This window comes from Lysobacterales bacterium (assembly GCA_019634735.1).
Lineage (GTDB): Bacteria > Pseudomonadota > Gammaproteobacteria > Xanthomonadales > UBA2363 > Pseudofulvimonas.
The window spans coordinates 244,863-258,073 of record JAHCAT010000002.1 but is presented as its reverse complement, the minus strand read 5'-3'; the positions used below and the strand labels follow the sequence as shown (position 1 = coordinate 258,073).

Below are 13,211 nucleotides of genomic sequence, written 5' to 3'. Positions count from 1 at the left end.
TCCGGCCCGCGTCGCGACCCTGCACGACCGCGACGCCGCTCTGCCGGCGCTGCCGGCGCCGATGCTCGCCTACGGCAACGGCCGCAGCTACGGCGACGTCTGCCAGGTCGAGGGCGGCAGCCTGCTGCGGGCGCGCGGCCTGGACCGCTTCATCGCCTTCGACCGCGCCACCGGCGTGCTGCGCTGCGAGGCCGGCGTGCTGCTCGACGAGCTGCTGCGCCTGGCGGTGCCGGCCGGCTGGTTCCTGCCGGTGACGCCAGGCACCCGCTACGCCACGGTCGGCGGCGCCCTGGCCAACGACGTGCACGGCAAGAACCATCCGCGCGCCGGCACCCTGGGCCGCCACGTGCGCGCCTTCGGCCTGCGCCGCAGCGACGGCGGCCACCTCACCTGCACCCCGCAGCAGCATGCCGAGCTGTTCGCGGCGACGATAGGCGGCCTGGGCCTGACCGGCCTGGTCACCTGGGTCGAGCTGCAGCTGGGCGCCGTGGCCAGCCCCTGGCTTGCTGTGGAGACGCTGCGCTTCGGCGAACTGGCGGAGTTCTTCGCCCTGGCCGACGCCTCGCTGGCCAGCCACGAGCATGCGGTGGCCTGGATCGACTGCCTGGCGCCGCGTGGCCGTCGCGGCCGCGGCGTGTTCAGCCGAGCCAACGCCGCCTGCGGCCTGGCCGACGGCCCGGCGCCGCCGCGGCCGGGCCTGTCGGTGCCCTTCACGCCGCCGTTCCCCCTGCTGGGCGGGCCGGGCCTGCGCAGCTTCAACCGCCTTTACTGGCACCTGCCGCGGCGCCGCCACCGCATCGTCCACTACCAGCCGTTCTTCTATCCACTGGACGGCATCGGCCAGTGGAACCGCCTGTACGGACCGCGCGGCTTCCTGCAGCACCAGTGCGTGCTGCCGCCGTCGGTGGCGCCCGCGGCCATCGCCGCCCTGCTGGACGCCATCGCCGACAGCGGCACCGGCTCGTTCCTGGCGGTGCTGAAGACCTTCGGCGCCCTGGCCTCGCCCGGCCTGCTCAGCTTCCCGCGCCCGGGCACCACCCTGGCGCTGGACTTCCCGTTCCGCGGCGAGGCCACCTTCGCCCTGCTGGCGCGGCTCGACGACCTGGTCGCCGAGGCCGGCGGCGCGGTGTATCCGGCCAAGGACGCACGCATGCGCGGCGACCATTTCCGGCGGTTCTTCCCGGCCTGGGAAACTTTCTCCCGGCACATCGACCCGGCCTTCTCGTCGAGCTTCTGGCGACGGGTGATGGCCGACCTCGCGGACTGACAGCCATGCAGAAGATCCTGATCATCGGTGCCACCTCGGCGATCGCCACCGCCTGCGCCCGGCAGTGGGCGGTGCGCGGCGCGGCGCTGTACCTCATCGGCCGCGATCCCGGCCGGCTGGCGGCGCTGGCCGACGACCTGCGCGTGCGCGGCGCCGGCGCCGTCGACACCGGCACGCTCGACGTCGACGACCTGGCCGGTCACGAGGCCGCGCTGGCGGCGGCACGGCAGGCGCTGGGCGGCATCGACATCGCCCTGCTGGCGCACGGCACCCTGCCCGACGCCGCCGCCTGCGACCGCGATGCCGCCCTGGCGATGGCGCACTTCGCCACCAACGGCGGCAGCACGATCGCCCTGATGCACCGCCTGGCCGGCCTGCTGGAGGCACAGGGCGACGGCACCCTGGCGGTGATCTCCTCGGTGGCCGGCGACCGCGGCCGCGCCAGCAACGCCATCTACGGCGCCGCCAAGGCCGCGGTCAGCGCCTACGCCAGCGCCCTGCGCCAGCGCCTGGGCCGGTCCGGCGTCGACGTGCTGACCATCAAGCCCGGCTTCGTCGACACGCCGATGACCGCGGCCTTCGCCAAGGGCGCGCTGTGGGCGCGCCCGGAGGCGGTCGCCGCCGGCATCGTTCGCGCCGTCGAGCGGCGCCGCGCCGTGGTCTATCTGCCCTGGTTCTGGCGGCCGGTGATGACGGCGATCAAGGCGCTGCCCGAGTTCGTGTTCCGGCGCCTGAAGTTCTGAGCATGGCGGCGATCGACAAGCACGCGCCGCTGGTGCTGACCGGCGCAGCCGGCCTGGTCGGCCAGAACCTGGTGGTCGAGCTCAAGGCCCAGGGCTGGACGCGCCTGGTGGCGATCGACAAGCACGCCCATAACCTGGCCATCCTGCAGCGCCTGCATCCGGAGGTGACCTGCGTTCTGTCCGACCTCGCCGAACCGGGCGACTGGCAGGCGCACTTCCAGGGCGCCGCCTGCGTGGTGCAGCTGCACGCCCAGATCACCGGCAAGTACCCGGACGAGTTCGTGCGCAACAACGAGCAGGCCACCCGCCACGTGCTGGCCGCGACGCGGGCGGCCGGCGTGCCCTACCTGGTGCACATCAGCTCGTCGGTGGTGAACTCGGTGGCCGACGACGACTACACCCGCACCAAGAAGGCCCAGGAGGCCCTGGTCGTGGCCAGCGGCCTGCGCCACTGCATCCTGCGCCCGACATTGATGTTCGGCTGGTTCGATCCCAAGCACCTGGGCTGGCTGTCGCGCTTCATGGCGCGCACCCCGGTGTTCCCGATCCCCGGCGACGGTCGCTACCTGCGCCAGCCCCTGTACGAGCGCGACTTCTGCCGTTGCATCGTGCGCTGCATCGAGATGCGGCCCGACGGCGCCGCCTACGACATCTGCGGCGACACCGGCATCGACTACATCGACATCATCCGCACCATCAAGCGCGTCAAGGGTCTGCGCACCCTGATCGTGCCCATCCCCTACCCGCTGTTCCGACTGCTGCTGCGCACCTACGCCTTGTTCAGCCGCCGCCCGCCGTTCACCGCCGCCCAGCTCGACGCCCTCAGCGCCGGCGACCGCTTCACCGGCGTCGACACCGAGGCCGTGTTCGGCGTCCGCCAGACGCCCTTCGAGCAGGCGGTGCGCGAGAGCTACTGTGATCCGCGCTACAGCGGGGTGGTGTTGCGGAGGACGTGAGGGGGAGCCGGGACTCGGGACTCGGGATTCGGGATTCGGGATTCGGGATTCGGGATTCGGGATTCGGGATTCGGGATTCGGGATTCGGGGACCGGGGACCGGGGACCGGGGACCGGGGACCGGGGACCGGATGGAGTCTCGGCCGTGGCATGGGATGTGGCAATAGGGGCGCGAGGACGGAGGGGTATTCCGGGCAGCGGTTGGGTCAGAGGGGGAATCGGGCGGGACCTCGAGGCGCACTGCCGGACTGTCATGCCGCGGTAACACGCGGCGAAGACCGGCGCGGCATCATCGCCGCATGTCAGCGCGCGCGACCGGTCACAGCCTCCCCGAACTGCACCCGGGCATGGACGCCGGCGAGGCCTTGCAGCAGGTCATCGACGCCTGCCTGGGCGACTACGAGCGCCACCTGGCCGGGCTGATGGCCAGCGACGACCCGCGCGGCCCGCACGGCAGCCGGGTCGCGCTGCGCCGGCTGCGCACCGCGCTGCGCGGCTTCCGGCCGATCCTCGACCTCGCCATGGTGCTGCCGGTCGAGCTGGAGGCGCGCGCGCTGTTCCGGTTGATCGGGCCGCTGCGCGATGCCGACGTGCTGGCGGGAAGGGCGGGGTCGGGAAGGGGGTCAGGTTCACTTTCCCCAGCGCGCTCGCCAGGCCTAAGCGGCTCACGCGAAAGTGAACCTGACCCCCTTCCCGCCCTTCCCGCGCTCCGCACCCAGACCCGCCAGGCCCTGACCGCCCGTCGCGCCCAGGCCTTCGCAGACCGCGTGCGCGACCTGTTCGCCGGCCCGCTGTGGCGTCGGCGCGGCGGCAAGGCCCGGCGCCGCCGCAAGGGCCCGGCAGCCGACCTGGCTCGTCATGCCCTGGACCGCGCCTGGCAGCGCGCCCGCCGCGCCGACCCGGACCTGGCGGCCCTCGACGAAGCCGCCCGCCACCGCCTGCGCAAGGACCTCAAGGCCCTGCGCTATCTCAGCGAGTTCTTCACCCCGCTGCTGCCCGACCTGCCGCTGGCCCGCGAGACGCGGCGGCTGAAGGCCCTGCAGGACGACCTCGGCACCCTCACCGACCTCGACCTGGCGCGGCGCAGCGGCGTGTCCGGCGCAATGACCGCACATTTCGACGAACCGGCAGCCGAGGCGCTAGGCAGGGCTGCACAACGGTGGCATGCACTCCTGCACGATGAGCTCTCACCCGATGATGGCTCGGGATAGCTGGACCTGCCCCGGTTTCTGGACCCGGCTTCTGACCGTCGTAGACTCGGGCACGGTAACGCGAAAAGTGCGAGGAAGCAGCAGTACTGCCGGCTACCCCGAATAGATCGTCGCCATCTTGTCCAAGTACTGCTTCCATCGCTCGAACAGCCGACGCTCGTTGGCGTCGCGGCTACCAAGGTCCGGTCCAACCATCGGCATGTTCCTCACGAAGCTCTCGATCTGCTCTGGATAGCCGAAGTCCCCGTAGACCTCCTCCACATATTTCAGCGGATCCGAGTATTCACTCCGATGCTCGTAGACCCATGCGAGCACGAGGTAAAGCCACTTGGCACGAACACCGCCTTCGGAACATAGGGGCTCGCTGTCGGCAAGGCGCCTGACCTGCTCGGACGTTGGCTCATTCTCACCCGCTCCCGCGAGCTCGACCAACGCTGCAGCGGGCACCTCAACCTCACCTACCTGCTCGATAGCGAGCGCTACGGGAGCCTTGGGATCGAGAAGTTCGTTCAACAGACCGAAGCGAATGTCGCGCCAGCTAGGTCGCGTCCTTTCGCAGACAAATTCGTACGGTATGCGGAGCCGGACGAGGTCCATGGGTCAGCTCACAGGGGTAGGGTCAAGGTGCACTTTCGCACAAGCCGCCACCGCCTGGCGGGATCGTTATGGAACGTGAACCTGGGAAGTATGCTCGTCACCAGCTTTGAGCGCGCGCTGCGCAGCAGCGACGGAGGTCAATGCCGATCGGCCCGACGAAACGGCAGCCGAAAATCCCGCAAGACCACTCGAAGGGGACAAGCGCCCCGCACGAGAGCTCAGCTGGTGGAGGGCTCGAAGGACCGAAGCCGTCCCGGCGTTCAGGCCCCGGTGCGAGCCCGGATCCGGCCGGGCGCTTGCGCTCCGTTTACCGGAAGCTAATCGAGGAAGGCATCATTCTCTGCGTAGAACAGCAGCCTCGCGGACTGCTCGTCCAAGGAAAGATCGCGATCAGCGTAACCCTCCAGCACCTCCAGTGCCACTGCCACTTCCAGGAAGTATTCGAAGCCATCCTGTTCTGCTCGCTCCTTGGCATCGTGTGAGACAACCTCGCAGTCCGACGACAACGACCATGGCTGCCTCATGTGGATCACCATTTCGTCGTCCTGGTCGAAAGACGGGAGCCTTGGAACGATCGTGGCCAGCGTCATTTGGTCCATGGTCCAGTACTCCTAGCACCAAGCTTTGAGGCGATTCGCCCCAGCGTTCCCGGGGTAGGGCTCGCTATCGAGCGCACCGCCACCGCCTGCTGGGACCCTTCGCAATTGTGCACCTAACCCCATTCCCGCGCCTCGACAACCAGGGGAAAAGCTATCGGCGCAGAAACCTGGGCGGAAGGGAAGGGGCAATACCCGCCTTCACCAGCGATCGGACGAGGTGTCGACGATGGGCTCGAAGCCAAATCCGTCCCACTTAGCCCTGCCGCGCCCCCCTATCAACCAACGCCGCCGGCCGGCGGCGGCATCACCCGCCGGACGACGCCCCCCGGAAACTCAGGTGCTTGTGCCCCAGGTAGCTGGTGACCACCGGCACGGCGATACCGACGGCGTGGGCGACGGTGTCGGTGTGCCAGGTCCAGTCCAGCCAGGGCAGGACGATGCGAGCCAGCAGCAGGCCGATCAGCACGGTCTGGGCGACGCCGGCGAGGTTGACCAGAACGAACCAGGCGGCCTGCTCGTGCACCGGCCGGGCGGCGCCGGCGAACACCAGCAGGCGATTGAGCACGAAGGCGGTGGCCATGCCGATGGCGTAGGCGATCACCGCCGCCGGGGCGAACCCCAGCCACTGGCGCAGCAGGATGCCGGCCGCAAGGTTGACCGCGGCGGCGAAGCCACCGACCAGCAGAAAGCGCAGGAACCGGGACGAGGGCACGACAGGACGCGATGGCGACTGGAGCGGCATTATCGCCCGTGCCGGTGCCGCCCGGCGCCGGCCGGGCATGAAGCCGGGCCGGCGATGCCTTACCCTGTGCGGTCCTCAGGCCCAGCCGCCACCGAATGACCGCAGACCGCTACGCCGTGATCGGCGCCGGCCCGATGGGCCTGATGGCCGCCCTTGAGCTTGCCCGCCGCGGCCACGGCGTCGATGTCTACGAACGCGACGACCGCATCGGCGGGATGAGCGCGACCTTCGATTTCGACGGCCTGGCGCTGGAGCGCTACTACCACTTCATCTGCAAACCCGACCGGCCGCTGTTCGACCTGCTCGCCGAACTGGGCCTGTCCGACCGGCTGCGCTGGGTCGATACGAAGATGGGTTTCTACTGCCGCGGCCGGTTGTACCCCTGGGGCAATCCGCTGGCCCTGCTGCGCTTCGACCAGGCCTCCCTGCCACTGAAGCTTCGCTACGGCCTGATGGCGCTGCGCGCAAAGTCGGTGCGCGACTGGTCGCGCTACGAGGACTTCAGCGCCGTGGCATGGCTGAAACGCTGGCTGGGCGAGAAGGGCTACGACCTGTTCTGGCGCAGCCTGTTCGAGCTGAAGTTCCAGGAGCGCAGCGAGCAGCTCTCGGCGGCCTGGCTGGGCACGCGGATCAAGCGCGTGGCCCTGTCCCGGCGCAGCCTCATGCAGGAAACCCTCGGCTACCTCGAAGGGGGTTCGGCGGTGCTGCTCGACGCCATGGCGCAAGGCATCGAGGCGGCGGGCGGCCGCATCCACCTGCGCGCCGGCGTCGAGCAGGTGCTGGACGACGGCGCCGGCCGCGCCACCGGCCTGCGTGTCGGCGGCGAAGCGCGCCGCCACGCCGCGGTGCTTTCGACGGTGCCCCTGCAGTACGTGCCGCGACTGGCGCCGGGCCTGCCGGAGGCGTTCCGGCGCAGCATCGAGGCGATCGAGAACATCGCCGTGGCCTGCGTGGTGATCAAGCTGGACCAGCCGCTGACCGGCAACTTCTGGCTCAACATCAACGACCCGCGCATCGCCATACCGGGGCTGATCGAGTACTCCGCGCTCAATGCCGGCGACGGCAGCCACATCGTGTACGCACCGTTCTACATGGCGGCGGACAACCCACGCTACCGGCGACCCGCACAGGACTTCATCGACGAGACGCTGGCGGCGATGGCCCTGGTGCAGCCGGCATTCCGGCCCGACCGGATACTGGCCAGCCACTGCCACCGCTACGAGTTCGCGCAGACGGTCTGTCCGCCCGGCTTCGCGCGGCGGCTGCCGCCGATGCGCACGCCGCTGGCCGGCCTGTACATGGCCGACACGTCCTACTACTACCCCGAAGACCGCTCGATCTCCGAGAGCGTGCGCGTCGGCCGCGAACTGGCCGCCCAGACGCTGTCGCACCAAAAGGCCGCAGCATGAGCGCGACCACCCTCCGTCCGGCCCGGTGGCGCCTGCCGGTCGTCGCCCTGCTGGCCGTCCTGTTCTTCCTGGTGCAGATCCAGACAGGCATGCCCGCCGCCGGGGAGCATCTGGACATCTCCTGGCTGATGGTGATGGGCTGGGGCTGGCTCACCGACGCCCGGATCGGACACGAGCTGGTCTTCACCTACGGCCCCTGGGCGATCGTGCACCCGTGGATGGTCTACCAGGAAGACCTGTTCAGACCCTTCCTGATGGCGATGCTGGTCTTCGCGGCGCTGGCCACCACGGTGCTGGCGCAAGCCGCATGGCGATTGCCAGGGCATGCCCTGGCCCTGCTGGTGCTGGCGGTGCTCGGCCTTGCCCCGGTCCTGCAGGGCGATGGCGCATGGTTCCTGGTGCTGGGCCTGGTTCCATCGCTTCTTGCCGACCGCATCCGGGTGCCGGCAGCCCAGGGCGCGACACTCTGGTTGCTTCCGGCCGCCGTGCTGTGTGCCTGGCTGGCCCTGGTCAAGTTCAGTTTCCTGCCCGCGGCCGCCCTGCTCTGGCTGGTCGGCGCGATTGCCCTGCTTCGGACGGAACGCCGACGCGACGCCCTTGCATGGGCGCTGGCGATCCCTCTGGCACTTCTGGTGCTGTGGCTGCTGGCTGGCCAGCCGCTGGCGGGGCTGGCCGGCTACGTGGGCAATGGCTGGGATGTCGCCGTGAACTACGGCGTGACCATGGGCCTGGGCATGGGCTGGGCCGCCGACGCCTCCGGATTCGCGCTGCTGTGCGCCATCGGCCTGGTGCTGTGCGTGTTGCTGTGGCAGCAGCGTGGCCAGTTGGCCGGCGCACTTCTCACCCTGGCCTGCGGCGGCCTGGTGTTCCTGGCCTGGCGGGCCGGCTACACCCGCGCCGAAGGCCACATCGCCTTCTTCGCCGCCGCCGTGGCGGGAGCCGCGCTGTATCTGTCGACGCTGCTGGCACCGGCTCGACGCCTGCCGATCGCCGTGGCGGGGCTGGTCCTGGCGGCGCTGTGCGGCTACATGGCCAACACGCCGATCACCCCAGCGCAGACGTTCGACGACCTGACCGGTCGCCTGCGCCAGAACCTGGGCGACCTGGCCGATCCGGCAGCGGCGCGGCGCAGACAGCAGCGCCACCTCACGATGCATCTCGAAACGCAGGATCTACCCCGCAGCCGTGGCCTGCTCGGCGAAGCGCGAGTCGACGTGCACGGTTGGCAGCAGGGACTGGCGCTGACCGCCGGGCTCAACTATCACCCGCGTCCGGTGTTCCAGAGTTACAGCGCCTACAGCGACACCCTGGCGCGCCTCAATGAGGCGCACCTGCTCGATCCGGCGCGCGCCCCCGAAGCCATCCTCCTCAAGCTGCAGCCTATCGACGGCCGACTGGCCAGCAGCGAGGATCCGCTGGCGCTGGCGGCCACCCTGCGCGCCTATCAGCCGGTCGATCGCGAGTCCGGATTCCTTGTCATGGGCCGGCACGCACCGGCGATCCCGGCCCAGCCTGCGCCAAGCCCGGAGAACTGGCGCCCGCTTGCGGTCGGGGAATGGATCGAGGTGCCGCGGCTTGCTGCCGGACCGACGCTTGCCCACATCGAGGTGCGACCGAGCCTGACCGGCCGCCTGTTCGGCCTGCTGTTGCGCGAGCCGCCGCTGCTCCTCGAGATGGATATCGGCGATGCCGTGCTGACCCGTCGACTGCCGCGTTCGGCGCTGCCCGCCGGGTTCGTGGTGACGCCCCTGCTGGAAAACACCGAACGTCTCGTCGATCTTTACGCGGGCCTTCCTGGCGTACGCGTGGAACGCATCCGGCTGATCGGCGAGGATGGCCCGCGGGCAAGGCACTTCGCAGCTGACGCTCGCATCGCCTTCACCGGCATCGACCTGGGCGATCCGGGGCAGGCGGAACGCCAGCAGGCGATGCGTGCCCTGCTCTATCCGGGCTTCGCGGCGGCGCCGCGGCGACTGGTCGCCGGCGAACGGGCCTTCATCGAGGTGCGTGGCCGGCCGGCGCTGTTCCTGCACGCGCCGGCACGGGTCGAGCTGGCGGTTCCGGCTGGCGCACTGCGGGCCACGCTGGAGGCGGGCATTCTGGTCGCGGCCGTGGAGGAACCGGCGTGCGCGGGCGCGGATGGTATCCAGGTACGCGTCGTGGACGGTCGACTGGGTAGCGAACTGGCCGTGCAGGCCATCAACCCGTTCACGGACGGCGCCTCGCACGCCGCGGCACGGCTGGCGCTGGACTGGCAGCAGTCGACCCCGGGAACCATCTGGATCGAGCTCCACCCCGGTGCCAATGCCCATTGCGACTGGAGCTGGTTGCGCGACCTGGAGGTGGGCGCGCAGCCGAACCTTGTCCCGGTTGAAGCGGACGCGACGCCCGACGATCCGGTCCAAGACGACGGCCAGCCCTGACAAGGCAACCCTGGGCGCTTGTCAGCGGGCCGCCGCCTCAGGCAGGGTCGGATCAGCCGTCGCGGCGCACCGCATGCAGGGCCAGCGCCGGCCCGTTCGGGTGCTCGCGGTGGTCGAATTCGATGCCGGTGATCTCGAAGCCGAAGTGCTCGAAGCAGGCGAGCAGGTCGGCGCGCGGCATCCAGCAGGCGTACTCGGCCGAGCCGCCGCAGAAGCCCTGCCAGCCCAGCGCGGCACCGTAACCCTTGGCCACAAGGGTGTGCCGGAAACCGGCATGCTCGGCCGCTTCCGGCGCCGCGAAGGTCGCGGCGTGCGCTGGCACCTCCGCCGTGCGCTCGGCATCGAAGTAGTGGGTCCACACCAGCACTTCCCGGCAGCGCCGGGCCAGCAGCTCGACCAGCCGCGCCGGGTTGCGCATGTGGTAAAGCACGCCGCTGGCGATGCCGATGTCGTAACCGGTGTCGTCGGCGGCCAGATGCTCCACGAAGTCGCCGAGCAGGAAGCGGCTGCGCTGCATGCCCAGCAGTTCCTTGACCACCAGGCACTTGAGGAAGGCCCGGGTGTTGCTCTCGACCGCGACGATGGAGCCGGCACCGGCCTGCTCGAGCATCCAGGTATGGCCGCCTTCGAGCGGGCCGAGTTCGATCACCGAGCGGCCGGCGATCGGGCCGATACGGTTCAGGAACCAGTGGATGCGGCCATCATCGAACACGCCAGCGCCACCGCCGCTGTCGACGCCCAGGTGCGGCGGCAGGATCGAGGACCACTCGCCCTTGAAGATGTCGACGGCCTGCTGGGGCGTCGGGGCAGAGGTCACGTAGGCGTCGAGGATATCGGTCACGGGTGGCTTCCATGGGGAGGTTGGCGCGGCGGCCGGCGGGCACAGTTTCGCATGTCGGCGGCGGATATCCGCGGCGCCGGCGCGGCGACGCTTATACTTCCACGGTCAACCAAGGCTTCGGGGCCCTTGCTCCTGCGACGGATGCGATACGTTGCCGGAGCTCGCGGCATCCGCGGGAGCGACCCCTCATGCCGTCGCTCAGCCATCAGGTCACTTTGGTCAGGACCGCGCTGAATTCGTCGAGGCATCGCAGGCGCTTGGACCGGGCCTGATTACGCCGCGCCAGATCATGACCACGCAACGACCGTTGACCATGGCCATCGGCAGTTGCGCGTGTAGACCGTCCGGTGCGCGGCTATGCGGCCGGTGGCGGATACATCGTTTCGGTGACATCGGCCGGAACCAGATCCCAGCGCAAACGCTCGCGGTCATAGTCAGCGATCTTGCGCGCAATGATCGAAATCCCTTGATGCAACTGGAACTCGTGCAGCGTCCGCCCCGCCGGATCGCGAACCAGCGAGAACATGCGGGCAGGCAGGCCCTCGCTGACCTCCACGATCTCAAACCCTGTACGCGCATTGAAAAGACTGTGGGCGCTGTGGTGCAGGTAGCGCCAGAAATCCCATGGCAACTCGTGCGGCGGCCACGTGGGGTGCGTCGCGACGAAGACGATCCCGCCCGTTTTCAGGATCGCATTGATCTCGAGCACGGCCTTCCAGGGGAACATGAGGTGCTCGAACACCGAAATCGAGTAAACGTAGTCGAACCGTTCGGGGGGAAAGACGGAGCTCAGCTGGTGAGCATCCGCGACGACATCGACGAACTCGCCGGGATGGATGTCGACGCCGGTGTAATCTTCAACACCGGGAAATCGAGAGCGACCGTCCGTCGCGGAGACCTTGCGGGAACCGATCTCCAGCACGGCTGGCGCGTTCGAGCTCAGCACCATGTTCCGGAAGCTGGCGAAGATCCTGTGATAAGGGTCGTCACCGGGAGCGGCCCGACGAAGCCTGTTGAGCAACCGATCCGCGCATCGAAGCGCCAGCTTGTCCAGCTTGTCGCGAAAACTGCTTGCCATGGCGTTGCTCACTTTTATCCGACGCCGACTTTATCAGCATGCATTGAGGTGCACTGCACCATGCCCGCCCCTGTCGTGGGCGGAAGCCGCTATTCGGATCGACTGTTCCGGTGCGTCGGGCGCGGAACGCAGTCAGTGCCCCAGCGCCGAGTCCAGTTCGGCCCTGAGGTCTTCGAGATCCTCGATGCCGACCGACAGCCGCACCAGGTTGTCGGCGATGCCGAGCGCGGCGCGGCGCTCGGGCGGCACGCTGGCGTGGGTCATGATCGCCGGGTGGTTGACCAGGCTCTCGACGCCGCCCAGCGACTCGGCCAGGGCGAACAGCGTGCAGCGCTCCAGGAAGCGGGTCGCGGCGGCGGCGCCGCCGCGCACGTACAGGCTGATCATGCCGCCGAAGCCGTCCAGGGTGCGCCGGGCAAGCTCGTGCTGCGGATGGCTGGTCAGGCCCGGGTAGATGACCTTGTCGACGGCCGGGTGCTGCTCCAGCCACTGCGCCAGGGCCAGGGCGTTCTCGCAATGCGCGCGCATGCGCAGGTGCAGGGTCTTGACGCCGCGCAGGGCCAGGAAGCTGTCGAACGGGCCCTGCACGCCGCCGACGGCGTTCTGCAGGAAGGTGAGCTGCTCGGCCAGCTCGGCGTCGTCGCCGACCACCAGCACGCCGCCGACCATATCGCTGTGGCCGTTGAGGTATTTGGTCGCCGAGTGCATGACCAGGTGCGCGCCCTGCTCCAGCGGCCGCTGCAGCACCGGCGTCGCGAAGGTGTTGTCGACCGCCAGGCGGATGCCGCGCGCGCGCGCGAAGTCGGCCAGGGCCCGGATGTCGAGGATCTTCAGCATCGGGTTGGTCGGCGTCTCGGCCCAGATCAGGCGCGTGTTCGGGCGCACCGCGGCGGCCAGGGCGTCGGCGTCGCCCAGGTCGACGAAGCTGAACTCCAGGTTGGCGCTGCGCCGGCGCACCCGCTCGAACAGGCGGTAGGTGCCGCCGTAGACATCGTCCATGCAGATCACATGGCTGCCGCTGTCCAGGGCATCCAGCACGGTGGCGGTGGCGGCCAGGCCGGAGGCGAACGCATAGCCCTGGCTGCCACCTTCCAGCGCGGCGATGCAGCGCTCCCAGGCGAACCGGGTCGGGTTGTGGCTGCGCGAGTACTCGAAGCCCTGGTGCACGCCGGGACTGGCCTGCACGTAGGTCGAGGTCGCGTAGATCGGCGTCATCACGGCGCCGGTGCTGGGGTCGGGCTGCTGGCCGGCGTGGATGGCGCGGGTGCCAAGGCCGAGGTCGCGGGTGTCGGTCATGTCGGGTCCGGAATCGGTGGAGCCAGGTGCGGCGGGCCGGCGTCGCCGGT

The 13,211-nt window shown here is 69.7% G+C and carries 12 protein-coding genes; 6 read left to right on the top strand and 6 right to left on the bottom strand.

Going from position 1 to position 13,211, the window contains the following annotated elements; genetic code table 11:
- Positions 1-19: 19 nt before the first annotated feature.
- The 4 genes from KF823_03785 to KF823_03770 all read left to right on the top strand — a co-directional run bounded on the left by KF823_03785 (position 20) and on the right by KF823_03770 (position 4,176).
- Complete coding sequence (locus KF823_03785; protein MBX3725020.1) at positions 20-1,267, top strand: FAD-binding oxidoreductase; 1,248 nt, start codon at positions 20-22, stop codon at positions 1,265-1,267.
- A gap of 5 nt (positions 1,268-1,272) precedes the next feature.
- Positions 1,273-2,010, top strand: coding sequence for an SDR family oxidoreductase (locus KF823_03780; GenBank protein ID MBX3725019.1), 738 nt, complete (start codon positions 1,273-1,275; stop codon positions 2,008-2,010).
- A 2-nt stretch (positions 2,011-2,012) separates the two neighbouring features.
- The gene (locus KF823_03775) at positions 2,013-2,966 is read left to right on the top strand and encodes an NAD-dependent epimerase/dehydratase family protein (GenBank protein MBX3725018.1); all 954 of its coding nucleotides are present in this window, start codon (positions 2,013-2,015) and stop codon (positions 2,964-2,966) included.
- Between the two features lie 298 nt (positions 2,967-3,264).
- Complete coding sequence (locus KF823_03770; GenBank protein MBX3725017.1) at positions 3,265-4,176, top strand: CHAD domain-containing protein; 912 nt, start codon at positions 3,265-3,267, stop codon at positions 4,174-4,176.
- Between the two features lie 93 nt (positions 4,177-4,269).
- On the opposite strand, the gene KF823_03765 is transcribed toward KF823_03770, so the two are convergent.
- From KF823_03765 to KF823_03755, 3 genes are all read right to left on the bottom strand, one after another.
- The gene (locus KF823_03765) at positions 4,270-4,773 is read right to left on the bottom strand and encodes a DUF2247 family protein (protein ID MBX3725016.1); all 504 of its coding nucleotides are present in this window, start codon (positions 4,771-4,773) and stop codon (positions 4,270-4,272) included.
- Between the two features lie 317 nt (positions 4,774-5,090).
- Positions 5,091-5,372, bottom strand: a complete 282-nt coding sequence (locus KF823_03760) for a hypothetical protein (protein MBX3725015.1) — start codon at positions 5,370-5,372, stop codon at positions 5,091-5,093.
- 304 nt (positions 5,373-5,676) lie between these two features.
- Positions 5,677-6,084, bottom strand: coding sequence for a GtrA family protein (locus KF823_03755; GenBank protein MBX3725014.1), 408 nt, complete (start codon positions 6,082-6,084; stop codon positions 5,677-5,679).
- A gap of 125 nt (positions 6,085-6,209) precedes the next feature.
- Here KF823_03755 and KF823_03750 point away from each other — a divergent pair, with 125 nt between their 5' ends.
- Complete coding sequence (locus tag KF823_03750; GenBank protein ID MBX3725013.1) at positions 6,210-7,523, top strand: NAD(P)/FAD-dependent oxidoreductase; 1,314 nt, start codon at positions 6,210-6,212, stop codon at positions 7,521-7,523.
- Positions 7,520-9,946, top strand: a complete 2,427-nt coding sequence (locus KF823_03745) for a hypothetical protein (protein MBX3725012.1) — start codon at positions 7,520-7,522, stop codon at positions 9,944-9,946. Before KF823_03750 ends, KF823_03745 begins: the two co-directional genes overlap by 4 nt.
- A 52-nt stretch (positions 9,947-9,998) precedes the next feature.
- Here the strand turns inward: KF823_03745 and KF823_03740 are convergent, their stop codons facing one another.
- From KF823_03740 to KF823_03730, 3 genes are all read right to left on the bottom strand, one after another.
- Positions 9,999-10,787 carry a DUF1698 domain-containing protein gene (locus KF823_03740; protein MBX3725011.1) on the bottom strand — a complete coding sequence of 263 codons (789 nt, stop codon included), beginning with the start codon at positions 10,785-10,787 and terminating at the stop codon, positions 9,999-10,001.
- Positions 10,788-11,142: 355 nt separating this feature from the next.
- Positions 11,143-11,877 (bottom strand): class I SAM-dependent methyltransferase, encoded by a 735-nt coding sequence (locus KF823_03735; GenBank protein MBX3725010.1) that lies wholly within the window; start codon positions 11,875-11,877, stop codon positions 11,143-11,145.
- Positions 11,878-11,997: 120 nt separating this feature from the next.
- Positions 11,998-13,161, bottom strand: coding sequence for a cystathionine gamma-synthase (locus KF823_03730; protein ID MBX3725009.1), 1,164 nt, complete (start codon positions 13,159-13,161; stop codon positions 11,998-12,000).
- Between the last annotated feature and the right edge of the window lie 50 nt (positions 13,162-13,211).

Coding starts and splice junctions, on each gene's coding strand:
- KF823_03760 (MBX3725015.1), bottom strand. CDS start 5,372: ATGGACCAAATGACGCTGGCCACGATCGTTCCAAGGCTCCCGTCTTTC.
- KF823_03770 (MBX3725017.1), top strand. CDS start 3,265: ATGTCAGCGCGCGCGACCGGTCACAGCCTCCCCGAACTGCACCCGGGC.
- KF823_03745 (MBX3725012.1), top strand. CDS start 7,520: ATGAGCGCGACCACCCTCCGTCCGGCCCGGTGGCGCCTGCCGGTCGTC.
- KF823_03780 (MBX3725019.1), top strand. CDS start 1,273: ATGCAGAAGATCCTGATCATCGGTGCCACCTCGGCGATCGCCACCGCC.
- KF823_03775 (MBX3725018.1), top strand. CDS start 2,013: ATGGCGGCGATCGACAAGCACGCGCCGCTGGTGCTGACCGGCGCAGCC.
- KF823_03750 (MBX3725013.1), top strand. CDS start 6,210: ATGACCGCAGACCGCTACGCCGTGATCGGCGCCGGCCCGATGGGCCTG.
- KF823_03765 (MBX3725016.1), bottom strand. CDS start 4,773: ATGGACCTCGTCCGGCTCCGCATACCGTACGAATTTGTCTGCGAAAGG.
- KF823_03730 (MBX3725009.1), bottom strand. CDS start 13,161: ATGACCGACACCCGCGACCTCGGCCTTGGCACCCGCGCCATCCACGCC.